Here is a 25372-nt window from a genome sequence, read left to right on the forward strand (position 1 = left end):
CCCCCTGGACATGGGAGAGCCGCTGGAGGGCGTCTCCCTGGAGGAGGCCCTGCGCGGAGCCGAGTGGCAGGCGTCCAAGTGGTACGTCGAGCAGCTCGCACGAACGGCGGGGTACGGGGGCGGCCCGGACGGCCCCGAGTCGCTGAACCTGCTGCTCGACTGCCCGCCGGACCAGACCCCGCACCTGTCCCTGCGGGACAAGCCCGTCAGCTTCGACCCGCGCCACCGGCAGTACGCCCTGCGGGGCGTCCTCACCGGACAAACCGACGCCCCTCCACGCCACGATCCGACCGCTGCCCTCCGTCCCGTCGATCCGCCCACCGGCAGCGCGACGGAGAGCCTCCCGAGGACTTCCTGATGTACCTGACGCGTTTCCGCATCAACACCGCCCGCACCGGGGCACGTCGGCTTCTCGGATCACCCCACTTCATGCACGGCGCCGTGAACATGGCCTTCCCCGAACTCCCACCCCGGGACGGCGAAGGACCCCGGGTGCTGTGGCGGGTGGACCACCACACGTCGGGGCGGGCCGACCTGTTCTTGGTCAGCCCCACCCGCCCCGACCTGACGCACCTCGTCGAACAGGCCGGCTGGCCCACAATCGAGGAACCGGGATGGACGACCTTCGCCTACGGCGAGTTCCTGGACAGACTCACGACGGGTGACACCTGGGCGTTCCGGCTCACGGCGAACCCCGTTCACCACACCCGTAAACCGGGGGAAACCCGCGAGGTCAAGACGAAGCGGACCGCACACCTGACCCCGGAGCACCAGGTGCGCTGGCTGCTGCAGCGCCAGGAGCGGGCCGGTTTCGAGGTCACCCGGAAACCGGCCGACCAACGACTGACCGAGCACGGGGACGAGCACGAGGTGATCGCGCACACCAAGTCCCCCCTCCGGTTCCGCAAGCGGGGCGAGAACACCCCGCGACACGATGTCCGCTTCGTCTGCGTCACCTTCGACGGCCACCTGCGCATCACCGACATCGACGCCTTCCGCCGCACCCTCACCCACGGACTGGGCAAGTCCAAGGCGTACGGGTGCGGCCTGATGACCCTCGCCCCGGTGCGGTGAGCGATGAGCACCGTCAGCCGCAGAAGCACCTCATCACCCCGTGACCTCACCCGGATCGGCGATCGGGTCTCGTTCGTCTACCTGGAACGGTGCACCGTCCACCGCGAGGACAACGCGATCACCGCCACGGACGCCGACGGGGTGACCCACATACCGTCCGCCACCATCGGCACCCTCCTGCTGGGCCCCGGCACCCGGGTGACCCACCAGGCCATGTCCGTCCTCGGCGAGTGCGGCGCCGGAGTCGTGTGGGTCGGCGAGCAGGGCGTGCGCTTCTACGCCGGCGGCCGGGCCCTGACCCGCTCCTCCGGGCTGGTCGAGGCGCAGGCCACGGCGTGGGCGAACCGCCGCACCCGCCTGGAGGTGGCGCGGGCCATGTACCGCCTGCGTTTCCCCGACGAGGACCCGGCCGGCTGCACCCGCCAGGACCTCCTCAGCAGGGAGGGCCGCCGCCTCAAGGAGTGCTACCGCCGGGAATCGGCCCGCACCGGCGTGCCCTGGCGTCGCCGCGAGTACAACCGCGACGACTTCTCCGCCGGGGACGCACCGAACCAGGGGGTGACGGCCGCCGCCCAGTGCATGTACGGCATCGCGCACGCCGTGGTCACCGCCCTGGGCTGCTCGCCGGGACTGGGGTTCGTGCACTCCGGCCACGAACGCTCCTTCGTCCTGGACGTGGCCGACCTCTACAAGACCGACGTGGCGATCCCCGCCGCCTTCGACGCGGCGGCGGAGGGCACCGAGGACGTGGCCACCCGCACCCGAAGGGCGCTGCGGGACCGCATCAACCAGACCGGTCTCCTCGACCGCTGCGTGAAGGACATCAGGAACCTGCTCGGTTACGACGGAACCCGCGATACGGGGGACTCCCCGGACCGGGTGACCCTGCTGGGCGACGGGGACCTCCACGTCGAAAGCGGGCGCAACCACGGTGAGGAACCCATCTGGTGACCGTCATCATCCTCGCCAACTGCCCCAGCGGCCTGCGCGGGTTCCTCACCCGTTGGCTGCTGGAGATCTCCCCCGGGGTCTTCCTGGGCGCCCCCTCGGCCCGCGTACGGGACATCCTGTGGGCCGAGGTCCGCCAGTACTCGGGAAAGGGACGGGCCCTGCTCGCCTACCAGACCAACAACGAACAGGGCTTCACCTTCGAGAGCCACGACCACGCCTGGCACCCCATCGACCACGAGGGTCTGACCTTGATCCACCGCCCGAGTGCCGGACGGCCCACCGGAGAGACACGCGCCCCGAACCCCCCGCGCCAGGGCTGGAGCAAAGCGGCCAAACGACGGCGCTTCGGGAACCGGTAGGGTCGGGAAACCGGCTCCACCTTTCGAGCGAAAGACCAGGATTGCACCTTATGTCGGAATCTCTGCTAGTGAGTAAAAACAGGCTCCCGGCGGGATAAAGACGCAGGTCGGCTCCTGTGCTCCCCGCGCCTGCGGGGGTGGTCCCTCCTCCAGCTCTGCCCGGGACGCCCACGCGGCGTGCTCCCCGCGCCTGCGGGGGTGGTCCCTCCGCCGTGAGTCAGCTGATGTCCGAAGGTCTGTGCTCCCCGCGCCTGCGGGGGTGGTCCCATGTGCGGATCGTACACCGGGGATGTTCGATCGTGCTCCCCGCGCCTGCGGGGGTGGTCCCTCGCGACGGAGCGCACGGCCGACCTCGTGGTGGTGCTCCCCGCGCCTGCGGGGGTGGTCCCAGGGCGTGCATCATCCGCATCTGCTCGGGGGTGTGCTCCCCGCGCCTGCGGGGGTGGTCCCGACTGGCTGAGGGTGAGCGGGGCCGCGCCGAGGTGCTCCCCGCGCCTGCGGGGGTGGTCCCGGGGCGAATGCGCGGGCGAGGTCGGCCCAGGTGTGCTCCCCGCGCCTGCGGGGGTGGTCCCGGGGTCCGCCCGTCGCGGGGACCTTGAGGACTGTGCTCCCCGCGCCTGCGGGGGTGGTCCCCGAGCAGGACCGGAAGGAACGCGATCAGGCCGGTGCTCCCCGCGCCTGCGGGGGTGGTCCCTTGTTCGCCTCGGTCCACGTGCCCGTCTCGTCGTGCTCCCCGCGCCTGCGGGGGTGGTCCCTCGATCTGACGGCCTGGTGCCTGCGGTTCGACGGTGCTCCCCGCGCCTGCGGGGGTGGTCCCAACCTCGGGCAGCCGATCGACAACTGGCTGAAGTGCTCCCCGCGCCTGCGGGGGTGGTCCCTCAACCGGTACGGCAAGGACTCCGATCCGCTGGTGCTCCCCGCGCCTGCGGGGGTGGTCCCACCCTGTGAAAAGCGCCTGATCTGTGGTGGGAGTGCTCCCCGCGCCTGCGGGGGTGGTCCCTCCGGGCGCAGCCACATCCGCGCGTAGCCGTCGTGCTCCCCGCGCCTGCGGGGGTGGTCCCTCCTCCGCAGTGGTCTCCCCGGTCGTCAGATCGGTGCTCCCCGCGCCTGCGGGGGTGGTCCCTCTGTTGTTTCTTTCCCAAGTGACCCCGAAATGTGCTCCCCGCGCCTGCGGGGGTGGTCCAAGGCGTCATGCTGCCGCCCCGGGCCGACTTGAGTGCTCCCCGCGCCTGCTGGGGTGGTCCCCTGCACGAGGTACTGCGCCGGTGCACCCGCGAGTGCTCCCCGCGCCTGCGGGGGTGGTCCCTCAACACGAGTGCACACCGATTTCCGGAAATCGTGCTCCCCGCGCCTGCGGGGGTGGTCCCTGGATCGCCGGGGACGTGAGCCCCACGGAGCTGTGCTCCCCGCGCCTGCGGGGGTGGTCCCCCTCCATCCGAATCGCGGCCATCTCTTCGGCCGTGCTCCCCGCGCCTGCGGGGGTGGTCCCTGAACAGGTCGGGCCCCAGAGGATCGCGACGTGTGCTCCCCGCGCCTGCGGGGGTGGTCCCCGGTACATGCCGGCCGACACCATCGCCGCGGTCGTGCTCCCCGCGCCTGCGGGGGTGGTCCTTCCTCCGTGTGATCGAGAAAGATTTGATCTAGGTGCTCCCCGCGCCTGCGGGGGTGGTCCCCATCCAGACCATCGAACGGAACGTGCTTGAGCGTGCTCCCCGCGCCTGCGGGGGTGGTCCCGAGGACATCCGCGTGTTCTCCAACCACCTGCGGTGCTCCCCGCGCCTGCGGGGGTGGTCCCGAGTGCGCCGTACGCACCGCCGACGCCGCCGCGTGCTCCCCGCGCCTGCGGGGGTGGTCCCGCCATAAGCCCACCCCACCGACGCGACCGTGGGTGCTCCCCGCGCCTGCGGGGGTGGTCCCCCGACGGCGTTCGCGGGGCACGCGGCGGATGGGTGCTCCCCGCGCCTGCGGGGGTGGTCCCGATCGGCTGACCACCATGGACAACCTCCTCACGTGCTCCCCGCGCCTGCGGGGGTGGTCCCTCCTGCACCGTCACGTCGCTGTCGCTGTAGAGGTGCTCCCCGTGCCTGCGGGGGTGGTCCCTGGCTGGCCTCGTTGACGGAGGCCGCCGACAGCGTGCTCCCCACGCCTGCGGGGGTGGTCCCTGGAGTGTGACAACGGCCCCCACCCTCTCGGGGTGCTCCCCGCGCCTGCGGGGGTGGTCCCGACATCGTGCCCGGCGGGGGATTCGGCATCGGGTGCTCCCCGCGCCTGCGGGGGTGGTCCGCCAGCCGCCCCGTGGTCGCCCCGGACGGGGCGGTGCTCCCCGCGCCTGCGGGGGTGGTCCCGGGTGCTGCCCTTGGGTCCCGGCCGGTCACGGGTGCTCCCCGCGCCTGCGGGGGTGGTCCCTCCAGCTCCGAGACGGTGATGTCGGCGGTGCGGTGCTCCCCGCGCCTGCGGGGGTGGTCCCCGCACCACCGGGCACACCCCGAGGCCGTGCTCGTGCTCCCCGCGCCTGCGGGGGTGGTCCCATCCACGTCACGCGCGGCGTGACGCAGCTCGCGTGCTCCCCGCGCCTGCGGGGGTGGTCCCCCGTCGTGCTCCTCCGGCCCGGTGTGGATTTGGTGCTCCCCGCGCCTGCGGGGGTGGTCCCAGGCCCAGCCGCCCGTCGTGCTCGTCCATCTCGCGCTCCCCGCGACTGCGGGGGTGGTCCCGTCCAGTACGGCCTGGTCGAGATGCGCCGCGAGTGCTCCCCGCGCCTGCGGGGGTGTTTTCGGATAGGCATGCGAGATCGTTGCTCGCTCCGTGTTCCTGCGCCGGACACGGGGCCGAGCGGTGGCAGGCGTGCCCCATCCGTGCCCTTCGGAGCGGGCAACACCGGTCAACAGCGGTGTTCACGGAGCCTCCGGGACGGGCGGACAGGAAGGCGTTTCCGCAGATCAGGGCGGCTTTCCGTGCGGAAGCGTCGGTGATTCCCAAGCTCAGAGCGCGAGTTCGATTCTCGTCGCCCGCTCCACTGCAAAGCCCCGGGTCAGGGACCTAACCCCGACCCGGGGCTTCGTTGTGTCCGAGCCTGCCAGGACTTTCGCGGCAGAATCGTCTGGCAGCACTCTTCGTCCTCGGCGAACGACAGCCGTGCAGGAGCAAGGGACCGCTGGCAATGAACCTGAGCGTCCAGTAGAAGCAGGCCGCCCGTCGGCAGATGGTCGTCACCGGACATGTGGCCGCCGCCGGCGCCGGGGATCCATCAAAAGTAGAGAATTTGCTACACTTCCTGCATGGAGGAGTGGGAGATCCGCGTCACCGATGAGATCCTCGCCTGGATCAACGCCTTGGACGAGAAATCGAAGGCGCAGGTCGTGGATGCCATCGACCGGCTTGCGGAAGGTGGCCCCGGCCTGGGCCGCCCGCTCGTTGATCGGCTCGAAGGGTCGCAGGTCCACAACCTCAAGGAACTACGCCCCGGCTCCGCAGGCCGCTCCGAGATCCGCCTCCTGTTCGTCTTCGACCCGTGGCGTTCGGCGATCCTGCTGGTGGGCGGTGACAAATCGGGGAACTGGTCGACCTGGTACCGCCAGGCGATTTCACGCGCGGAAGAGCTGTACGTCGAGTACGTGAAGGAACGCGAAGCCGAGGAGGGACAGCAATGAAGAAGTTTCCCAAGTGGAGCGATGTACGTGCCGAGGTTGTTGCGGGTGCCGGCGGCGAAGAGGCTGTGGCCGAGGCCCGCAAGCGCAACCAGGCGTACATCGACGGGCATCGGCTTGCCGAGCGTCGCAAGTCTCTTGGCCTGACGCAGAGCGACGTCGCGGAACTGATGGGCGTGACCAAGAGCCGGATCTCGCAGATCGAGCGCGGAGAGGTCTCCACCGTGGAGGCCATCGCCCGCTATGTCGCCGCTCTTGGCGGCCGGATCCAGATCTCCGCCGTCTTCGGTGACGACCTGTACATCCTGCGCGGAACGGACACTCACGCCGCGTAGGCCACAGGCCCTGGACGCATCGGCATCCGGGCAGCGCCAGTCGTTCGCGCACCGTAGTGCTCGGCGGCGCCGCCAGTTCCTGCTCGCCGTTGTGATGGTCAGCCGGTCGCCAATGATGGTGCCTCTCGAATCTCCCCAGCTACTTCTGAGGATGAGACACACCCTCCTCTGTTGATCTCCCCGTCCTCGTGTGATCGTGCCCGGTGTGCGTCAGGTCGACGAGCGCAGCCGGTCCAGTTCGTCGCCGATCGCCTCCCGCAGTGCGTCATGCTGCGGACCGAGCCCGGACCGCTCCTCGCTCCACCGTTCACGCGGATGAAGCCACACCGGGGCACCCACCACATCGGCGGGCTCCCACGCGAACCGCGGCCAGACGTGCGCGTGCAGGAACGGGTCCGTATTTCCCAGGATCTCCAGGTTGACCCGCAGGAAGGCCGGGTCCAGCCGCCGGCAGACACGCTCGACCGCTTCACCGAGCCGGTCCATGTCGGACAGGAACGCCAGCCGCTTCGCCCTCGGCAGGTCCGACAGCCGCTGCACCTCCAGCTCATCCACGAGCAGAACCGAGTAGCCCGGCAGGAACTGAACATCCCCGATCACCGCGAACCCCGCCGTCAACCGTCGCAGCACAGTCGGGTTCTCACCCCTCAGCGCGGCCCCGATCCGATCCACCCGCCAATCACCAGCCATATCCAGAACCTACAAGCCGACGATTGAGAATCGCTGTTCGCGTAGAGACCCGCTCCATCGACAGGAGGCCCCGGGGCTCTCGTAAACGCTCGTGCCCTTCCTCGGGCCCCCGAAGACGACCGGGGCTCGATGGCCGTGCCCCATCCGTGCCCTTCGGAGCGGGCAACACCGGTCAACAGCGGTGTTCACGGTTCCTCCGGGCCAGCCGGGGAGGAAGGTGTTTCCGCAGATCAGAGCGGTTTTCCGTGCGGAAGCGTCGGTGATTCCCAAGCGAGGGGCGCGAGTTCGATCCCCGGCGCCCGCTCCACGCAGAACCCCCGGGCCCACGACCCGGGGGTTCTGCGTTGTCCACTCCACCGAGGCCTCGTACAGCCCCGCCCGGTGGGGTTTCGTGGTCCCCGGTGAGGCTCTCCGTGGAGCGATCCGCGCGGCCCGGGTCCACGGGCAACGAGCGGGAGCCGAAACGCCCGCCACAACCGTGGCGCCCGCGCCTGCGGGGGCGGCCCCATCCGCCGGGGATGAATGGACACCTTGGGTTTCGGCGGCAGCGTCCACCCCGAGGTTCGGCACATCACTCGCCCGGAGCCGACAGGAGGTCACCGTTCACCGGAGAGCGGCCCTGATGCTCCCTCGTGGGCCAACCCTTCGCAGTGACTCGCCCAGCCGAACGTGTTCGCATGGAATCGTCCGGTGACGCCTGGTCGATCAAGCGCGGTCGTGGAGCGTGACGTGGTAGCCGTCGGGGTCGGTGAAGGTGAAGGTCCGACCGAAGGGGCCGTCGATCGGTGCGGAGACGATGGTGTGACCGTCGGCGACGAGCGCGTCGTGGATGGCCTGGACGTCGGTGGCGTGGAGCCAGATCGCGACACCGATGCCGGGCCGGGCAACGGATGCGAGGTCGGTGCCGGGAATGACGTCGCGGAGTGCGAACGCGATCGGCTTCGTCTCGAAGACGACGGCGTGCGGGGGTCCGGCCGGCGAGCGGACGAGGCCCAGGTACTGCTCGTAGAACGCCTGTGAAGCGTCGAGGTCGCGCACTTGGAGCGAGATGAAGTCGGGGCCGGTGGCGGGCATGGTAACGCTCCTCGTTGCCGTGTCAGTATTCTGACATGCGAATCTATGTCAGAATACTGACATGAGTCAAGAAGGTGTCGGCGTCGACCTGGAGACGTCGCTGGGCTACCTGCTCAAAGAAGCGTCGAGCGCCCTCCGTGCGGCCATGGAGAAAGTGCTGCGGCCGCTCGGGATGAGCGTGACGCACTACGCCTGCCTCGAGCTGCTGGCGCAACGGCCCGGCTTGTCGAACTCCGAGCTTGCGAGGGGCGCGTTCGTGACACGCCAGACGATGAACGCGCTGCTCCAGACCCTGGAACGAGACGGCTACGTGACCAGGCCCGCGGAGGCACCCGTCGGGAAGGTGCTTCCCGCGCGGCTCACGCCTCGCGGCCAACGAAGCCTCGAGAAGGCGAGCGCAGCCGTCCGGTCCGTCGAGGCCCGGATGCTGGCCGGCCTGACAGAGACCGAGCAGTCGGAAGCCTTCCGGATCCTGCAGAGCATGACCCATTCCCTGCGTGGCGACAACGAGGGTGCGTAGCTCGTGCCGCGGCGCACGTCTCGTCACGCTCGGGCAGGAGCGCAGCCGAGCCCGAACCCCTTGTCGTGACCTCGGAAGCCGACGGACCCCGGGTGCACCCACCCCCGCGATGAGCCGGTTGTGAGCCGGGGCCGCCTCGGCCCGGAAGCCGGGGCCACCTCGAGCCGGAGAATGGGGCCAACCCGAACCGTTGAAGCCAACCGGTCGACAGCGGTGTTCACGGACCCGTCGGGACGGCGTCGGGCCAGGTGGGGAGGAGATCGTTTCAGCAGATCAGCACGGGTTTCCGCGCCGAAGCGTCGGTGAGTCCCGGGTGAGGGGAGCGGGTTCGATCCCCGGCGCCCGCTCCACGCAGAACCCCCGGGCCCACGACCCGGGGGTTCCTCGTTGTCCGGACCTCTCGACGGCCGTCGTGCCCTCTGCGTGCTCCGGGAAGCGCTCCCCGGAGCGGGAGGGCCCACCCGGTCGTCGGAGGTGTGCGGCCGCGGGTGCGACCGTGTGACGCCGAGGGTCGATCGGCAGCCGGAGACCTTCTCGAGCGGGACGGCCCTCGGACCGGTGAGCGGTGTCCGGCCCCGCGCTCCGTCGTGGCATGGGTCCCGACGGTGTCGCGTGACCCGGCGGGCCCGGCCTTCCACCGAGCCCGCCGGGCCCGCCGGTCCGGCTCCGTGTCGGAGCCGGACCGGTGTCACGCCGTCAGCGCTGCAGTGTCAGCAGGCCCGGACGGTAGGGGAGGAGGCCGTAGTCGCCGCCGGAGTTGGGGCTGCGTCCCTGGTAGAGGAACTGCAGGTTGCAGGGGTCGATGGTCATGGTCTGGTCGGGGCTGGTGCGGAGCAGTTCACCGTGGCTGATGTCGTTGGTCCAGGTGGCGCCGCTGTTGGCCTTGCCGGCGAAGGGGTTGCTCTCGGTCACGGCCTGGGGCGTCCACGAGCCGTTCAGACTGGTGGCGGTGAAGGAGCGGAAGTAGCGGCCCTGCGAGCCGATCGCCTCGACGATCATGAGGTAGCGGTTCTGGCCCTGCAGCTTGTAGACCTGCGGGGCTTCGAACAGGTTGTTCGTCGTATCGCTCATGATCACTGTCGAGTTCGAGCCGAAGCTGCTCGGGAAGTTCCCGATCGGCATGCTGGCCCGGTAGATCCTCCCGTTGTCACCGGCGAAGAACAGGTACATGTGCGTGTCATCGGCGATGAGCGTCTGGTCGATGGGTCCGGTCGGGGAGTTGGAGATGCTTCCGGAGAAGAGCTCCTGCTCGGCCGACCAGCCGTTCGGGTTGGTGGGGTCGGTCGAGGTCCGGTAGGAGAAGGAGGTCCTGCCCCATTGATAGGCGAGCACCCAGATGTTCTTCGGCGCGAAGTAGAAGAGCGTGGGCGCGACGGTGGAAGAGGACATCGCGTTCTGGTTGGCCGAGGCCATCTCCGACCAGTTGCTGAACAGGCTGAAGTTCATCGAGCCCCAGCGCGTCCCCGTGTCGTGCGTCGTCGCGTAGACGAGGTGCCGGCCGTTGTAGGGCACGACGGTGAAGTCCTTGAGCGAGACCCACCCCGACCTGGGCTGCGCCAGCGGGCCCGTTGATGACCAGCGGTATGTCGAGGGAAGAGCGCACGGGCCGGGGTTGCCGCCGGTGCCGACCCTGACGAGCCGCCACTGCTGGTTGGCGCCGCCCCAGTCGTCGTACTGGACGATGTTCGCGTTGTCGGCGGTGGAGCCGCCCTGTACTTCGAGGGCCTTGTTGCTGTGGCGCGAGATGAGCCTCACGTGGCCATCCGGGCTGTCGACCAGTCGCCACTGCTGGTTGGCGGCGTTCAGGTCGGTCCACTGGACGATCGAGCCGCCGTTCGCGGTGGACCAGTTGTGGACGTCCAGGACCTTGCCGGAGTGGCGGGACCTGATGCGGTAGTAGCCGTTACCGGAGTCGACGAACTGCCACTGCTGCTGGGCCTGATCGTTCCTGGTCCACTGGGTGATGCGGGCGCCGTCGTTGGTGGCCAGGTTGTGGACGTCCAGGGCTTTGCCGCTGTTGCGGTTGACCAGCACGTACGAGGCGTTGGTGTCGACGGTCGCCGCGGCGGCGGGCTGGGCTCCGAGGAAGGTGGCCACGAGCAGGAGGGGCGCTAGGACGGCGGTCAGGCGTTTCGTGCGGAGCAGACGTTTCGTGCGAGGTGGGGAAGGAGGGCGAAACGACATCAGAGGCCTCCCTTTCTGGGGTGGGGGTGAGGCGACCCCGATGAACCGCGGAACGGCCGCCCCGGGGTCGGGGACGGGAGAGGTGTGAAGACGGCCGCGTGTGCCGAAGGGGTGGTGCGCCGGGCTCTCGAACCGGAGCACTTCGCCGTGGAGCGGGACGAGAGATGCCTCCGGCCTTCAAACCACCCCGACTGACGGCCGGTTGTGACGGCTACCGCCGGGAGGCCGTCACGCCGGTGAATCCCCGGGCGTCCGTGGGGTGGCCATGGAGACTTTCGGCGTGGGAACGGTCGGTTACCGCAAATCTTGCGAAACTTCACGGACTCCTTGACGCCACAAGCTAGAAACGGGGGACCCCTCGGTCAAGGTCTGACGCCGATCTGTCCATAAACAGCGCCTCTCCTCCGGGCTCGAGCGAGCACGTCCGACCCCGGTCGGTAATCGACCTCGCGCTGCCGGCCGGAACACGAACCCCGCCGCCCCGGGGTCGCACGAGGTCACCGACGTGCTGGTTCGAGCTCTTCGCCGGGGCCCGGCCCCGCGGCATCCGCCGAGGGCGACGCGGCGGGGGGCCGGTGGTTCCCCGTCCGACTCGCCGGGCTCCCGGAAAGTTTCGAACAAGACACGGAAATTCTCCTGTGCACAGGGAGTTGACGATCCACCGTCAATCCCTCAGTCTCCCTGTCTGAGGAGGCGGTCATGGTTCGAAATTTCGAACCATGTGCCCCGAGCGGTCCCTGCCGCACGGCAGAACCGCGCACCACAGCACCCGCGCCACCCCGTTTCCGATCCGGTGAGGTTCGCGCCGGCGCATCCCGGCTCTTCGCACAGGTGGAGAGGTACGCGACGCCGCGTGACGGTCCCCCGGTTGAGCCGCGATGGAGTACCCCCATGCCTCTGTCGAAACCCCGCCACGGCCCCGCGTCCGGTACGCGCGGCCGTGGTCGTCCGCCACGACCCGGCGCCGACAACGCCCACCGTCCCCGCCGAATCCGCCGCCCTTCGCGCGCCCATGGTGTCCGGTGATCCCGTCATGCCCGGATTCCGGTCCGCCCCGTCCGCCCGCCGGCCGTGAGCGGACGACGCCTTCCGCCGCACTTCGATCCTTCCGTGATGTCCACCCTGGAGGCACAGTCATGGGCTCGTATGCCATATCCCCACCCGGCGTCCGCCGGAGGTTCCGCAGTCTGCTGACAGCCCTGCTCGTCGGCGCCCTCGCAGTGCTCAGCGCACTGGTCGTGCCGCCGAGCGCCCAGGCCGCCGAGAGCACGCTCGGCGCCGCGGCGGCGCAGAGCGGTCGCTACTTCGGTGTCGCCATCGCCGCGAACAGGATGAACGACTCGACGTACCTGACGATCGCGAACCGCGAGTTCAACTCGGTGACGGCCGAGAACGAGATGAAGATCGACGCCACCCAACCCCAGCGTGGCCAGTTCAACTTCACCGCCGCCGACCGCGTCTACAACTGGGCGGTGCAGAACGGCAAGCAGGTGCGCGGCCACACCCTGGCCTGGCACTCCCAGCAGCCCGGCTGGATGCAGAACCTCAGCGGCACCGCGCTGCGCCAGGCGATGATCGACCACATCAACGGCGTGATGAGGCACTACAGGGGCAAGATCGCCGAGTGGGACGTCGTGAACGAGGCCTTCGCCGACGGCGGTTCGGGGGCCCGGCGCGACTCCAACCTGCAGCGCACCGGCAACGACTGGATCGAGGTCGCCTTCCGCACCGCGCGCGCCGCCGACCCGAACGCCAAGCTCTGCTACAACGACTACAACGTCGAGAACTGGAACGCGGCCAAAACCCAGGCCATGTACGCCATGGTCCGGGACTTCAAGCAGCGCGGCGTGCCGATCGACTGCGTCGGCTTCCAGGCGCACTTCAACGAGGGCAACCCCTACAACAGCAACTTCCGCACCACCCTGCAGAGTTTCGCCGCCCTCGGCGTCGACGTGTCCGTCACCGAACTCGACATCCAGGGCGCCTCGCCCACGACCTACGCCAACGTGGTCAACGACTGCCTGGCCGTCGCGCGCTGCCTCGGCATCACCGTCTGGGGTGTGCGCGACTCCGACTCCTGGCGATCGCACCACACGCCGCTGCTGTTCAACAACAACGGCAGCAAGAAGCCGGCCTACGACGCGGTCCTCAACGCGCTCAACGGCGGCTCCTCCACGCCCCCTCCTCCGGGCGGGCAGATCAGGGGCATCGGTTCGGGTCGCTGCCTGGACGTGCCCAACTCCGCCACCGCCGACGGCACCCGGGTCCACCTGTGGGACTGCCACAACGGCACCAACCAGCAGTGGACGCGCACCGCCGCCGGTGAGCTCAGGGTCTACGGCAACAAGTGCCTGGACGCCGGTGGCACCGGCAACGGCGCCATAGTCCAGATCTACAGCTGCTGGGGCGGCGACAACCAGAAGTGGCGCGTGAACTCCAACGGCACCATCGTCGGCGTCCAGTCCGGCCTCTGCCTCGACGCCGCGGGCTCCGGCAACGGCGCCCAGCTCCAGCTCTACTCCTGCTGGAACGGCGACAACCAGCGCTGGAGCGTGACCTGATGGGGCCCGCCGCCGACAAAGGAGTGACCCGATGAAGACCCACGGCAGGGCTCTCCCCGCCCGCCCGGGCGGACCTCGGTGGTGGTCCCGGTTCACCGCCGTGCTGACGGCGGTCCTGGTGACCGGCCTGCTCACCTCGGTGATGACCGTGCCCGCCCGGGCACAGCCGGCGCCCGCCGCGGCCGCGGCGGTGGACACGGGCGCCTGGTACGTCCTGGTCAATCGCCACAGCGGCAAGGCACTGGACGTCGCCGGCGTCTCGACCGCCGACGGCGCCGCGCTCCAGCAGTGGACGCGCCACGACGGAAACAACCAGCAGTGGCGGTTCGTGGACTCCGGCAACGGCTTCTACCGGCTCCAGGCCCGGCATTCGGACAAGGTTCTCGACGTCCCCAACGCCTCGACCGCCGACGGCGCCGCGCTCCAGCAGTGGACCGACCACAACGGGGCCAACCAGCAGTTCCGCCTGGTCGACTCCGACGCGGGCCACGTCCGGCTGATCAACCGCAACAGTGGCAAGGCGGTGGAGGTGCAGGGCGCCTCCACCGCCGACGGCGGCAGCGTCGTCCAGTACGCCGACCGGGGCGGCGCCCACCAGCAATGGCAGATGATCAAGCTGTCGTCCGGTGGCCAGGGCGGATGCGGCAACGCCCCGGGGCTGAGGAGCGGCACGCACACGATCCAGAGCGGCGGCAAGAACCGCAGCTTCATCCTCAGGGTTCCCGACAACTACGACAGCAACCGCCCCTACCGGCTGATCTTCGCGTTCCACTGGCGAGGTGGGACCGCCGCCGAGGTCGCCTCGGGCGGAAGCAGCGGGACCGCCTGGGCCTACTACGGCCAGCAGGAACAGTCGAACAACACCGCGATCCTCGTCGCCCCCCAGGGCCTCGACAACGGCTGGGCCAACCCCGGCGGTGAGGACGTCACCTTCGTCGACAACATGATCCGGCACATCGAGGGCGGCCTCTGCGTCAACCCGACACAGCGTTTCGCCACGGGATTCAGCTGGGGCGGCGGCATGAGCTACGCCCTCGCATGCGCCCGGGCGAACGAATTCAGGGCCGTCGCGGTCATCGCCGGCGGCCAGATCAGTGGGTGCAGCGGCGGCAACCAGCCCATCGCCTACTTCGGAATCCACGGCATCGACGACTCCGTCCTCACCATCGGGCAGGGACGGTCCCTGCGCGACAGGTTCGTCGGCAACAACGGCTGCACCACCCAGAGCCCGCGCGAGCCCGCGCGGGGCAGCCGAACACACATCACCACCACCTACTCGGGCTGCCGTGCCGGGTACCCGGTCCAGTGGGCCGCGTTCGACGGGGGCCACATACCGGCTCCGGTCGACGGCTCCACCAACGAAAGCGGAGTCGCCACCTGGACCAAGTCGGAGATCTGGAGGTTCTTCGCACAGTTCAACTGACACGCCGGAGTGGGGTCCGGCCGACCGCTGGTGCCCTTGTGGCCCCGGGCGCCGTGCCCGATGCCTCCCCGTCGGGGCGGTCGACCACGGCCCACAGCGGCCCCGGCAGCCGGCCGGGACCGTCGCCGACGGCGACGGTCCCGGCCGGACGGCGGCCACGGGTCCGCCGAAAGCCCGGTGCCTCCCCGGCAGGGGGCGCGGGCGCGCTCCGCCGGTATCCGGCGGAGCGGGCCCGTCCGGGTGTCAACGGGACTGGACCAGTACCACCAGCAACCCCACCAGGGCCGTGCCCGCTCCGTAGCACGCGCCGCGGAGGAACTGGTCGGCGGCGAGGCTTCGGCGCCGGAGGATCCACCGCGCGCAACGGCGTGCCGCCCGGTCGCGGCGCGTCCGGGCGGCGGCCGGCCGTCGGCCGATGACCCCCCGGTGCTCCGGAGCCGCCGTTCCCTCCCCGGCACGCCCCGCCCGGGCGCGTCGTCCTTTCATTGCGCTTCGCACCTGCCTTTCCCCACCTTGTCGTTGTCCCCGCCCAGTCGGGCGCTCCCGCCGCGACCGCTCCCCACCCCCTCCGGGTGGTCCCGGCCGGTGGTCCGGTGGGGTCACGTCGGGGTTCGGATGTGTCGGGAACCGGGGTCCGCCCCCCGGTCCGGTCCGGTTACGGGTGTGCGGCCCGCGCGGGGCGGAGCAGGCGGAAGACGACCCGGCCGTCGGCATCGATCCGGGCACCGTGAACGGCCGGTTCGGGCAGGCTGTTGTAGTGGAAGTGGGTGGAGAAGTAGTAGGCCCCGGTGTCCGGGACGACGACGATGTCGCCCGGGTCGAGGAGGGGCAGCGTGTAGTCGCGTGCCAGCAGGTCACCGGCGAAGCAGCACGGACCCGCGATGTCCTGGGCCACGGCTCGGCTCCGCTTGGGTCGGCCGTCGGCGTCGTGCGCCTCGACCCGCAGCGGCCACGCCTCGGGGGCGAAGGCGGTCCGCGTGGCGACCTGCGCGCCGGCGTGGGTGATCGCGATGGGCCGGCCCCCGACGGTCTTGGTGTACTCGACGTGGGCGGCGATGAAACCGTTCTTCGCCATGACCGAACGGCCGAATTCCGTGATGATCTCGTACGCGCCCGAGAAGAGGGCCGGCGCGTGCTCGCGCAGGTGGCCGACGTAGGTGTCGAAGCCGGGAGCCGTCTCGTCGCCGGTGAAATCGACCGGCAGCCCTCCCCCGATGTCGATGCCGGTCACCTGCCGGCGGCCGAGATGGTCGTTGACCTCCTCGGCGAACTCCACGGCCTTCGCCACGCCCCGGGCCATCAGGCCCGGGGGACAGCCCTGCGAGCCGACGTGCGCATGCACCCGGGTGAGCCAGGGACGGTCCCGGTAGGCCCGAAGCAGCCGTTCCCGGTTCCCCTCGTCCTCCAGGGGGATGCCGAACTTGGACGTCGCGGTGGCCGTGCTCATCGCGGTGATCGAGCCGGCTCCCACCTGCGGGTTGACGCGCACGCCGATCCGCGAGGCGGAGCGGTGGGCGGCCCACATCCCGTCCAGTCTCGCGAGTTCCTGGAAGCTGTCGACGTTCACCGCGATGCCGAGGTCCAGCGCCCGGTCCAGTTCCGCCCGGGTCTTGGCCGGTGAGTCGAAGACGATCCGCTCGGGTGCGAAACCCGCCTCCAGCGCCCGGGCGAGTTCCCCGGCACTGGCGACCTCGCAGCCCATGCCGCTCAGGCGCAGTTCCTCCAGGACGGGAACCAGACAGTTCGCCTTGGCCGCGAAGGCGTGCAGGACCGGAAGCGGGTCGGGGAACGCATCGTGCAACGAGGTGACGGTCTCGTGGACACCGTCGAGGTCGATGAACCCCGCCAGCACGGCCGCTTCGGGGTCCAGGAGTTCCTGTCGTACGGCCGCCCGCAGAATTCGTCCACGCCGTTCCGCCCTGTCGAAACCACTCATCGCGCACCTTCCCCGAGCCGAGGGTGTCGCCCGCCGGCGGATGCCGTCGGGCGGAACACCAGAATCCCGTCCCGGGGGTGCGGGCGTCTTCGTGGAGGATTCCGGTGTTCCGCCGCGTTTCCCTCGCGGTGGTGCGAAGCCCGTTCGCCGGCACCGCCGCTGTCGTGCCGCGGCACGAAAAGGGCGGCCTTCCGTCGTGGCCGCGTACGGGGCTCACGTCCTCCGGCGGGTGACGGCACCACCACCGTCGCCGTCGCCGTCGAGCAGGCGCAGTTGCAGGTGGGCGAGCAGTCGGGCCTCCGGATCGTGCAGGTCGAGCCCGGACACCTCGGTGAGCCGGACGATCCGGTGCCGCAGGCTGTTCGCGTGCACCCCCAGCGCCCGGGCGGTGGCCGGCACGTGACCGAAGTGGTCGAGGTAGGCCCGGAGGGTGCGCACCATGGTGCCCCCGCCGGGGCCGGCGTCGAACGCCACCAGCCGTGCCACCGGGGTCTCCGGCGGCAGATCCAGCCCCGTCAGCGCGTCCGTGATGCGGTTCAGTGCCACCCGCTCCGCGACGGCGCTCGCGAACGCGACACCGCGTTCCTCTCCCGGGGTCATCAGGGCTCTCAGCGCCTCCTCCGCCGACCGGTGGGACCCGGGCAGCTCCGCCAGGCCCTCGACCACCGGGCCCAAGCCGATTCCCGCGCCCGGCCCGAACGCGGCGGTCACCTGCCGGATCAGCGACTCCCCCAGGCGGGAGACCTGATCGACCGCCCGCTGCCCGTTCTCGTGCAGGGCGCCCAGCAGCACCAGGGCACCGCCGTCCACCGGCAGGACCACCGCCCGGTGGCCCCGGGCGCCGCAGTGCACCGCCAGAAGACCGCGCAGCTGTCCGGTCCCGTCCCCCCTGTCGGGGGTGCCGGGACGGACCGCCATCACGGCGCAGTGGCCGCGCACCGGGAGTTCGGCGCGTTCGGCGAGCACGGTGGCGGACCCCCGCCCGTCCAGCAGCGCCCGTGCCGCGTCCTCGACGAGCCGGGCGTGCGAGGGGTACGACCGGTGGTGGACCAGGTGGACGGCGGCCACCCGTGCCGCGGACCGGAGCGCGTCGGAGGCGTGCGGCGCGAAGGGTGTTCCCGTGGCCGCCACCCAGATCGACCCCAGGGCCTCCCCGCCCGCCCGGACAGCCACCACCAGGCGCTCGGGGTTCTCTCCGTGGGCCGGCCGGTGGATGACCTCGCCGGTGCTCCACAGCGTCCGGAAGAATCCCGCCTCCCGCATCGCGGCGATCCGCCACTCCGGTACCCGGCGACCGAGGATGGTCAGCCGGCGCAGTTCGTCGACATCCTCCCCCGTGGACGAGTACGCCAGGACCCGGGACTCCACGTCCTCGATCGTCACCGCGCCGCCGACCAGCGAGGACACCGTGTCGGCCAGTCCGTTCAGGTCGCCCGGGGGAACCGCCGCCAATGACGGATCGGCGGGGGCCCCGGACAGGACCAGTCCCGCCCGCAGCGCTCCGACCAACCGCGACCAGTCGAACCATGCCGTCCGGAAGAGCAACGCGATACCGGTCTCCTCGGCCGCGATCCGCAGGGCGTCGGGGGTCCTGCCCGGCCTGCCCGTCCGCCCCGGCCCGAAGACCACCGCCACCGTGCCCGAGGCGGCGACATCGCGCACGACATCGACGGCGGCGGCCGAGTGCGGGTCGATGCCCACCGCCAGCACCAGGTGGCCCGGTGACGGCCCCGGGTCCAGGGGGTCCAGGACCGTCACCCCCTCGACCACGCTCTCCCGGCCGGCCGGGGCCACGCACACCTCCAGTGCCCCGGCGCCCATGACCGACAGCAGCTTCTCCAGCGTCGGCCCCGAGCCGTCCTCCCCCTGCCCGGGTAAGCCGTTCCGCGCCATCCGGTCCCCCTCGTGCCGGCGTGACATGTGACCGGGAGTATAGGAGTTGTCGCCCCGGGTCCGGGTGGTCTTGTGGAAACGGGCGTCACCACCCGGGTCGACGGAGCGGCCGGGTCCTCCGCGGGCCGGTTGTCAGGGGTGTTCGCCGGCGGGGTGCTCTACGGGACGGGAGTGCAGAGGTCCGCGAGCACCTCGGCGCCGGGGAGCAGGGCCAGGGCGCTGCCGGGCAGGATCAGCTTGCCCCGGCGCCGACCGCTCCCGATCAGGACGTACGGGGTGGCGACGACCGCCTCGTCGATCAGGAGGGGCCAGCCGCCGGGGAGCCCGATCGGGGTGATGCCGCCGTACTCCATGCCGGTCTCGGCCACGGCCGTCTCCATGGCGGCGAACGACGCCTTGCGGGCCCCCAGGTGCTTGCGAACGGCCCGGTTGACGTCGATGCGTGTGTGCGCGAGGCCCAGGCAGGCGGCGAGGGTGGTCTCACCGCCGCGTTTGGCGGCCACCACCACGCAGTTGGCGGACGCCTCCAGCGGTGCGTCGTAGGTCTCGCAGAACGCCGCCGTGTCGGCCTTGTCCGGGTCGGTGTCCACGTACAGCACGGATGCGGCGGTTTCCCGGGCGTCCGGGTGCTTCAGGGCTGCGGCCACCGGGGCCGGGAGGAGGTCGGTGACCTCCAGGGCCGGGTGGACGGTGTCGAAGTTCCCGAAGGGCGGACGCGCGGGGCCGGTCATGGGCGGAGTGTAACGAGGGCCCCGGGGCCGGCGCCCCGGTGGCCTCACCCCCGGCCCGGGGACTTTCGTGGCGTCGGGGGGAGGAGGAAGTCGGCGGCGGTGTCGGCGACCGCCTCGGCCACGAGGGCGAGGGCCGGGACCTCGAGCCTCCACTGTTGCCAGTACAGCGGCACGTCCCAGGGGCGGTCCGGGGCGATGCGGGTGAGCGCGCCGGACCGCAGCAGGGGTTCCGCCTGGACCTCGGGTACCAGGCCCCAGCCGAGGCCGGCGGCCACCATCGCGCAGAAGCCCTCCGAGGTGGGGACGTGGTTCCGGTGCGGGCCGGCACCGGGCCGTTCCGGCGCCAGGGCGCGGACGAACCGGTCCTGCATCTCGTCGCGTCGGTCGAAGACGACCACCGGCGCGTCCGCAAGGCGGCTCTCCGGCGGGCCGTCCGAGAGGTGGCGTGCCGCGAACCCGGGACTGGCGACCGCGAGGTAGCGGGCCAGCCCGAGCGGTCGGACCGTGCAGCCCGCCACCGGTTCCGCCATGGACGTCACCGCGGCCATCACCCGCCCCTCGCGCAGCAGGGTGGCGGTGTGTGCCTCGTCCTCCCGGTGCAGTTCCAGACAGACCCGCCCGTCCCGCGCCACGCGTGTCAGGGCCGGCAGGAACCAGGTGGCGAGGGAGTCGGCGTTCACCGCGACGGACAGCCGGGCCGGCCCGGAGCCGTCCGCGATGCCCAGTTCCCGCCGGGCCTCCTCCTCCAGCGCGGCCAGTCGGCGCGCCAGGCGCAGGACCACGTGCCCGGACTCGGTGGGCCGGACCGGTTTCGTCCGCGTGAGCAGCACCCGTCCGGTGCGCTGTTCCAGTGCCTTCACCCGCTGGCTGACCGCGGAGGGGGTGACGTGCAGGGCCGCCGCCGCCGCGTCGAAGGTGCCCTCGTCGACGACGGCCAGCAGGGTGCGCACCTGGTCCCGGGGAAGCTCGCTCATCACAATGGCTTAAGTCCCTTGAGAAAATTCAGCTGTACTTCATGACGGGGTCGAGCCTAGCGTCAACCGTCATGAGCATCGGGTTCCTCTCGGCGGCCGCCGCCGGATTCGGCACGGGGTTGTCCCTCATCGTCGCCATCGGCGCGCAGAACGCGTTCGTGCTGCGCCAGGGGGTGCGGAGGCAGGCCGTGTTCCCCGTGGTGGTCCTCTGCGCGGTGTCCGACGCCCTGCTCATCGCGCTCGGTGTGGCCGGGCTCGGCACGCTGATCACGGCATGGCCCGCCGCCATGACCGTCGTCGGCCTGGCCGGGGGTGCCTTCCTGGTCGGCTACGGCCTCCTGGCCGCCCGCCGGGCCCTGCGGCCCGGCCCCGGCCGGGGGCTGACGACGGACGGCGCCGCGACCGGTTCGGTCCGCACCGCGGTGCTCACCTGCCTGGCCCTGACCTGGCTCAACCCGCACGTCTACCTGGACACGGTGTTGCTGCTCGGCTCGGTCGCCGCCGACCGGGGCCCGCTGCGCTGGGTCTTCGGGGTCGGCGCGATGGTGGCCAGCGCGGTGTGGTTCGTCGGCCTCGGCTACGGCGCCCGGCTGCTCGGCGGCGTCCTGTCCCGTCCCGGCACCTGGCGGGTGGTGGACGGGGTCATCGCCGTGATCATGTTCGCGCTGGGGATCTCGCTGGTGGTTCGCGCCCTGTGAGCCGTTCCCGGATCGCCGGGCGCCGGCGTTCAGGAGTCCCGGTGGGCGAGGCCCCGGGCGGCGAGCGCCTCGCCGAGGATCGCGACCGCCTTCGGGCCGACGCCGTGGATGGCCAACAGTTCCCTCCGGGAGTGCTCCGCCACCCGTTCCAGGCTGGTGATGCCGTGGAGGGAGAGTTCGCGGGCGGCGGTTTTGCCGATCCCGTCGGGGAGGTCGCCCACCGGGCGCACATCGGGTGTGTCCGCCATCGCGCCTGCTTCCGGTCGGTCCGCCGGGTGCCCGGGGGCGGCGGGGACGTGCCTCGCGGTCCCCGGCACGTCACCGATCCGCCCCGCTCCCGTCCGGAAGTGCGCCGGCCGGTCGGCGGAGAACGTCTTACCACCGTAGGCCATTCCGGTCCCCGACCCGGTGTCCGTGGCGATACCGCGTCGACGGGTCGCGGCCGGAGACGATCACCGCCGGTGCCGCGCCGGCGACCCCCTCCCGGGGCCGCCTCCACTCCCGACGCCGCCCCGGCCGTCATTGTGACAAACCCATGAAAGAACGCCTCTGGAAAGCGAGTTGGCGGACTCCTACCCTGAAGGCGGATGCCGCCCGGCACCCGACGCGCAGCGCGGTGGGGGGAAGCATGGGGACGTATCGCACGCGGGGGGAGTCGCGGGGCCGGTTACCGCTGGTCCTCGGGGTCGTGGTCGGGTTGGCCTGCCTCCTGGTGGTCTTCCTCGTCGTGAAGCCCGGCGGCGGGCGCGACGACTGCCTCTCCCTGCAGGTGAGCTCCTCCACCGAGAAGGACGACCTGCTCGCGGAACTGGCCGAGATGTACAACGCCTCGGGACGCGAGTTCCCCGTGGACGGGGGCGCGGACGAGGGGGCGGACGGCACCGGTCGTGCCTGCGCGGAGGTCACCGTCGCCGGCACCAGCTCCGGTCTCGCGATGCAGGCCCTCGCCGAGGGTTGGGACGAGGCGAGGGTCGGCGCTCCCGAGCCGCAGGTGTGGTCGCCCACCTCCTCCCTGTGGCCGGCCCTGCTGCGGGAGAGGGCCGCCGCGACCGACCGGGGCCATGTGGTCCCCGAGGACACCGGGCCGCCCACCTCCATCACCACCAGCGTGCTGACCATCGCCATGCCCCGGCCGATGGCCGAGGCCATGGGATGGCCGGACGCCGGGATCGGCTGGTCGGACGTGCTCTCGCTCAGCCTGGCCCCCGACGGCTGGGGCTCCCTCGGCCGGCCGGAGTGGGGCCCCTTCGCGCTCGGCAAGGACAACCCGCACAGCTCCACCTCCGGCCTGGCCGCCACCATCGCCGCCTTCTACGCCGCCACCGGCCTCTCCAGCGACCTCTCCCCGGAGCACCTCGACGACCCCGGGGTGCGGGAGTTCGTCGCCGGGGTGGAGGCCGGCGTCCTGCACTATTCCGACGACGCCACCCTCTACATGGCCAACCTCTACGAGGCCGACACCGAGGGTCGCGCCATGAGCTACGCCAGCGCCGTCCTCGTGCAGGAACAGCTGGTCCACCTCTACAACCGGGGTGCGCCCACGGGCGATCCGCAGCAGATGACGGAGGAGCGACGCCCTCGGGAGCCGTTGGTGGCGATCCACCCGGAGGACGGCACCCTGATGATGGATCACCCCCTCGTCGTGCTCCCCTCCGCCTCCCCCGGGCAGCGGGCCGCCGCCGAGGACTTCCGGGACTTCCTGCTGGAGGACGGGCAGCAGCGGCGCTTCGCCGAACTCGGTTTCCGCGACCACCTGGGGGTCGCGGGCGAGGCCCTGGCCGAGACCGTCTCCGTCCCTTCCGGCGTCCGGCCGTCGGTCATCGACCCCCCGTCGCCCCGTGTGCTCACCGGCATCCTCGACGCCTGGGACGACCTGCGGAAGAAGGCCCGGGTCCTGCTGGTCATGGACGTCTCCGGCTCGATGAACGAATCCGCGGGCGACAGCCGTACGAGACTGGAGGCGGCCAAGGAGGCCGCCATCTCCTCCCTCGACCTGCTGCACGACGAGGACGAGGTGGGGCTGTGGGCGTTCTCCACCGAGACCGAGGCCCATCCCGACGCCCCCTACCGCGAGGTGCTGCCGCCCACGGCGCTGGGCGAGGGCCGCCGGGATCTGATCGACGCCATCTCCGGACTCCACGCGGACGGCGGCACCGCCCTGTACTCCACCGTCCGGGCCGCGCACCAGACCCTGGTGGACGACTTCGGGGCCGGAAGGATCAACGCCGTCGTCGTGCTCACCGACGGCCGCAACGAGTACGTCCGGGACAACGACCTCGACTCGCTGCTGCGGGACGTGGACGCCGATGAGCTGGAGCGCGCCGTGCGGATCTTCCCCATCGCCTTCAGCGAGCAGGCCGACTTCGACACGCTCGGCGAGATCGCCGCCGCCTCCCGCACCAAGGCGTACGACGCCCGGGACCCGGCCACCATCGACGACGTGATGCGCTCGGTCATCAGCAACTTCTGAGGGGAGCGGCACCATGGGCAGCCCTCGCGGGTCCACCCCGGGCCCCGGTCCGGGCGGCATCGTCGTTCCCGTGCTGTTCGGCGGGGTCGGGGCCGCGGTCGCCCTGGTGGCCGGTGGCACCGGCCCGACGGCCCTCGTGGCCGGGGCGGGCATCGCGGTGGTGGTCTGGCTGGTGACGGCCGGGACCGCCCTGCTCACCCGGTCCGCCGGTCGGTCCACCGGTCGGTCCGCCGCCGAGCCGCCGTCCGCCGGGATCCCGGCGGACGTCCGGCCCTGGCTGACCCGGGCGGCGAGCGCCGCCGACGACCTGACCCGGCACGCCGCGACGGTCCCCTCGCTGACCGGGGCCGCCGAGTACGTCCGCACCGCCGTCGATCGGCTCCACGCCCGGGCCCGGGCGGTGGCGGTGATCGACGCCGCATCCGGGGACACGGACTCCCGGCGGTTGCGCGGGGAGCACCGGCGGCTCACGGAGGAGGCCGCGGCCCTGCCGGGGGGACCGCTGCGGCGGGCCAAGGAGGAGGCCGCCGGCGCCGCCCTCGAACGCGCCGACGCCCGCGAACGCCGTGAGGAACTGCGCGCGTTGCTGCTGGCGACGCTGGAGTCCACCGCCCTGCGGGCGGAGGCCGCGGCCGAGCGCGGCGCCACGATCGTGTCCCTCCGGGCGGCCGGGGACGTCCCCGACGAGCAACTCGACCTCGGTCCGGTCGACACCGAACTCCGGGCGGTCCAGGCGGGCTTGGACCGCCTGGAGGAGATCACCCGGAACCTCGCCTCGGACGAGGGGCGGGACGGAAGGGCGTGAGGCGGGCGCCGGCGGGGGCTTCCGCCGGTCGTGCCCGCCCGTGATCGGGCTCTCCCCCGGCCCCCGGCCCCCGGCCGCACGGTGAACGGCTTCCGGCCCGCCGCCCCGGGGCCCGGGCCCCGGGGCGGCGGGTCCCGATCGACCGGGACACGCGGGTGGTGGGGCCCGGGCCCGCCGAACGAACCGCCCGGGCCGCCCGGGCCCGCATGGCGATCAGGGATTCATCCCGTTGATCCGGGTATGTTCACGGGAATTCCGGCGGGACGACGGTCCCTCGCCGCCGTGGTCCGGAGGACACGGCCCCGGCGCGGGGACCGACCGGGTCCCGCCCGGTGGGGTGAGGACGGAGGGAGCGTCGGGTGTTGCGGGGTATCCGCGAGGTGGCCGAGCGCACGCCGCCGCAACGGGAGCGGTACGTCGACCTGTTGCGGGCCGTGGCGATCACGGCGGTGGTGCTGGGCCACTGGTTGGTCGTGAACGTGACCTACGACGGGGCGGGGGACCTCGACGGGTACAGCGTGCTGGGCGAGCTGACCTGGAGCCATCCGGTGACCTGGGTCTTCCAGGTGATGCCGCTGTTCTTCCTGGTCGGCGGCTACGCCAACGGTGCCTCGTGGGACTCGCACCGGCGGCGCGGGGTGGACACGGCGGGCTGGTTGCTGACCCGCGGCAACCGACTGCTGATCCCGACGACCGTGCTGATCGTCCTCGCCGCGGTGGCCGCCCCCGTGGCCCGCCTGGCGGGCGCGGCGGAGGACGTGACGGAGACCGCCGTGTGGCTGGTGGCGATCCCTCTGTGGTTCCTCACCGCGTACCTCGCCGTCGTCATGCTCACCCCGATCCTGCATCCCCTGCACCGGCGGGCGGGGTGGACGGTGATCGTCGTGCTGGTCGGCGTGGTGGCCCTGACCGACGCCGCCGAGCAGCTCCTCGGGGTGCCCCACATCACCCTGGTGAACTATCTGCTGGTGTGGCTGGCCGTCCACCAGGTCGGTTTCGCCTGGCGGGACGGGATGCTCGACGACCGGCGGGTGGCGGCGGGGCTGGCCG

At 71.6% G+C, this 25372-nt stretch carries 21 protein-coding genes, 1 pseudogene and 1 CRISPR repeat array; of the genes and pseudogenes, 13 read left to right on the forward strand and 9 right to left on the reverse strand.

Translation table 11 applies throughout. The features are described 5' to 3' along the window. The 6 genes and pseudogenes from FOE67_RS01150 to FOE67_RS01175 form a co-directional block, all read left to right on the forward strand. Positions 1 to 358: pseudogene (locus FOE67_RS01150) on the forward strand (type I-E CRISPR-associated protein Cas5/CasD); the annotation flags it as partial. After that, positions 358 to 1074 carry a type I-E CRISPR-associated protein Cas6/Cse3/CasE gene (gene cas6e, locus FOE67_RS01155; RefSeq protein WP_182659843.1) on the forward strand — a complete coding sequence of 239 codons (717 nt, stop codon included), beginning with the start codon at positions 358 to 360 and terminating at the stop codon, positions 1072 to 1074. The pseudogene FOE67_RS01150 and the gene cas6e, both read left to right, overlap by 1 nt. A gap of 3 nt (positions 1075 to 1077) precedes the next feature. Then, positions 1078 to 2025: a type I-E CRISPR-associated endonuclease Cas1e gene (cas1e, locus tag FOE67_RS01160; protein WP_182659844.1), complete on the forward strand. Its 948-nt coding sequence runs from the start codon at positions 1078 to 1080 to the stop codon at positions 2023 to 2025. Next, complete coding sequence (cas2e, locus tag FOE67_RS01165; RefSeq protein WP_182605858.1) at positions 2022 to 2384, forward strand: type I-E CRISPR-associated endoribonuclease Cas2e; 363 nt, start codon at positions 2022 to 2024, stop codon at positions 2382 to 2384. The genes cas1e and cas2e overlap by 4 nt, the downstream gene beginning before the upstream one ends. Positions 2385 to 2500: 116 nt before the next feature. Next, positions 2501 to 5156: a CRISPR direct-repeat array (repeat unit 29 nt; unit sequence GTGCTCCCCGCGCCTGCGGGGGTGGTCCC). A gap of 503 nt (positions 5157 to 5659) precedes the next feature. Further along, positions 5660 to 6031 carry a type II toxin-antitoxin system RelE/ParE family toxin gene (locus FOE67_RS01170; RefSeq protein WP_182659845.1) on the forward strand — a complete coding sequence of 124 codons (372 nt, stop codon included), beginning with the start codon at positions 5660 to 5662 and terminating at the stop codon, positions 6029 to 6031. Further along, positions 6028 to 6363, forward strand: coding sequence for a helix-turn-helix domain-containing protein (locus FOE67_RS01175; protein ID WP_182659846.1), 336 nt, complete (start codon positions 6028 to 6030; stop codon positions 6361 to 6363). The genes FOE67_RS01170 and FOE67_RS01175 overlap by 4 nt, the downstream gene beginning before the upstream one ends. Positions 6364 to 6573: 210 nt before the next feature. On the opposite strand, the gene FOE67_RS01180 is transcribed toward FOE67_RS01175, so the two are convergent. Beyond that, positions 6574 to 7053 carry an HIT family protein gene (locus tag FOE67_RS01180; protein ID WP_182659847.1) on the reverse strand — a complete coding sequence of 160 codons (480 nt, stop codon included), beginning with the start codon at positions 7051 to 7053 and terminating at the stop codon, positions 6574 to 6576. Between the two features lie 705 nt (positions 7054 to 7758). Next, positions 7759 to 8127: a VOC family protein gene (locus FOE67_RS01185; RefSeq protein ID WP_182659848.1), complete on the reverse strand. Its 369-nt coding sequence runs from the start codon at positions 8125 to 8127 to the stop codon at positions 7759 to 7761. A 61-nt stretch (positions 8128 to 8188) separates the two neighbouring features. Here FOE67_RS01185 and FOE67_RS01190 point away from each other — a divergent pair, with 61 nt between their 5' ends. Further along, positions 8189 to 8647: a MarR family winged helix-turn-helix transcriptional regulator gene (locus FOE67_RS01190; protein ID WP_182659849.1), complete on the forward strand. Its 459-nt coding sequence runs from the start codon at positions 8189 to 8191 to the stop codon at positions 8645 to 8647. A gap of 696 nt (positions 8648 to 9343) precedes the next feature. Here the strand turns inward: FOE67_RS01190 and FOE67_RS01195 are convergent. Then, positions 9344 to 10831, reverse strand: coding sequence for a non-reducing end alpha-L-arabinofuranosidase family hydrolase (locus FOE67_RS01195; protein ID WP_182659850.1), 1488 nt, complete (start codon positions 10829 to 10831; stop codon positions 9344 to 9346). Positions 10832 to 11967: 1136 nt separating this feature from the next. Between FOE67_RS01195 and FOE67_RS01200 the strand changes: the two genes are divergently transcribed. Further along, positions 11968 to 13392: an endo-1,4-beta-xylanase gene (locus tag FOE67_RS01200; RefSeq protein ID WP_182659851.1), complete on the forward strand. Its 1425-nt coding sequence runs from the start codon at positions 11968 to 11970 to the stop codon at positions 13390 to 13392. Between the two features lie 100 nt (positions 13393 to 13492). Continuing rightward, positions 13493 to 14815: an RICIN domain-containing protein gene (locus FOE67_RS01205; protein ID WP_323383993.1), complete on the forward strand. Its 1323-nt coding sequence runs from the start codon at positions 13493 to 13495 to the stop codon at positions 14813 to 14815. A 243-nt stretch (positions 14816 to 15058) separates the two neighbouring features. Here the strand turns inward: FOE67_RS01205 and FOE67_RS01210 are convergent, their stop codons facing one another. From FOE67_RS01210 to FOE67_RS01230, 5 genes are all read right to left on the reverse strand, one after another. Beyond that, entirely contained in the window at positions 15059 to 15301 is a 243-nt protein-coding gene (locus FOE67_RS01210; RefSeq protein ID WP_182659853.1) for a hypothetical protein, read from the reverse strand. Positions 15302 to 15470: 169 nt separating this feature from the next. Continuing rightward, the gene (locus tag FOE67_RS01215; RefSeq protein ID WP_182659854.1) at positions 15471 to 16751 is read right to left on the reverse strand and encodes a type III PLP-dependent enzyme domain-containing protein; all 1281 of its coding nucleotides are present in this window, start codon (positions 16749 to 16751) and stop codon (positions 15471 to 15473) included. Positions 16752 to 16964: 213 nt separating this feature from the next. Then, a complete protein-coding gene (locus FOE67_RS01220) occupies positions 16965 to 18671 on the reverse strand; it encodes a PucR family transcriptional regulator (protein ID WP_182659855.1) in 1707 nt (568 codons plus the stop codon). Between the two features lie 131 nt (positions 18672 to 18802). Beyond that, on the reverse strand, positions 18803 to 19375 hold the full coding sequence (locus FOE67_RS01225; protein WP_182659856.1) for a YbaK/EbsC family protein: 573 nt from the start codon (positions 19373 to 19375) through the stop codon (positions 18803 to 18805). Between the two features lie 44 nt (positions 19376 to 19419). Then, positions 19420 to 20349, reverse strand: a complete 930-nt coding sequence (locus FOE67_RS01230; RefSeq protein ID WP_182659857.1) for a LysR family transcriptional regulator ArgP — start codon at positions 20347 to 20349, stop codon at positions 19420 to 19422. Positions 20350 to 20420: 71 nt separating this feature from the next. Between FOE67_RS01230 and FOE67_RS01235 the strand changes: the two genes are divergently transcribed. Continuing rightward, on the forward strand, positions 20421 to 21047 hold the full coding sequence (locus FOE67_RS01235; protein WP_182659858.1) for a LysE/ArgO family amino acid transporter: 627 nt from the start codon (positions 20421 to 20423) through the stop codon (positions 21045 to 21047). Between the two features lie 29 nt (positions 21048 to 21076). Here the strand turns inward: FOE67_RS01235 and FOE67_RS01240 are convergent, their stop codons facing one another. After that, on the reverse strand, positions 21077 to 21295 hold the full coding sequence (locus FOE67_RS01240; protein ID WP_182659859.1) for a helix-hairpin-helix domain-containing protein: 219 nt from the start codon (positions 21293 to 21295) through the stop codon (positions 21077 to 21079). 380 nt (positions 21296 to 21675) lie between these two features. On the opposite strand from FOE67_RS01240, the gene FOE67_RS01245 reads away from it, so the two are divergent. The 3 genes from FOE67_RS01245 to FOE67_RS01255 form a co-directional block, all read left to right on the forward strand. Further along, positions 21676 to 23517 carry a substrate-binding domain-containing protein gene (locus FOE67_RS01245; RefSeq protein ID WP_182659860.1) on the forward strand — a complete coding sequence of 614 codons (1842 nt, stop codon included), beginning with the start codon at positions 21676 to 21678 and terminating at the stop codon, positions 23515 to 23517. Between the two features lie 13 nt (positions 23518 to 23530). Continuing rightward, positions 23531 to 24322: a coiled-coil domain-containing protein gene (locus tag FOE67_RS01250; RefSeq protein WP_182659861.1), complete on the forward strand. Its 792-nt coding sequence runs from the start codon at positions 23531 to 23533 to the stop codon at positions 24320 to 24322. 359 nt (positions 24323 to 24681) lie between these two features. Further along, a partial coding sequence (locus FOE67_RS01255) for an acyltransferase family protein (protein ID WP_182659862.1) occupies positions 24682 to 25372 on the forward strand: 691 nt, incomplete at its 3' end.

This window comes from Streptomyces calidiresistens, assembly GCF_014141525.1.
GTDB classification, from domain to species: Bacteria; Actinomycetota; Actinomycetes; order Streptomycetales; family Streptomycetaceae; genus Streptomyces; species Streptomyces calidiresistens.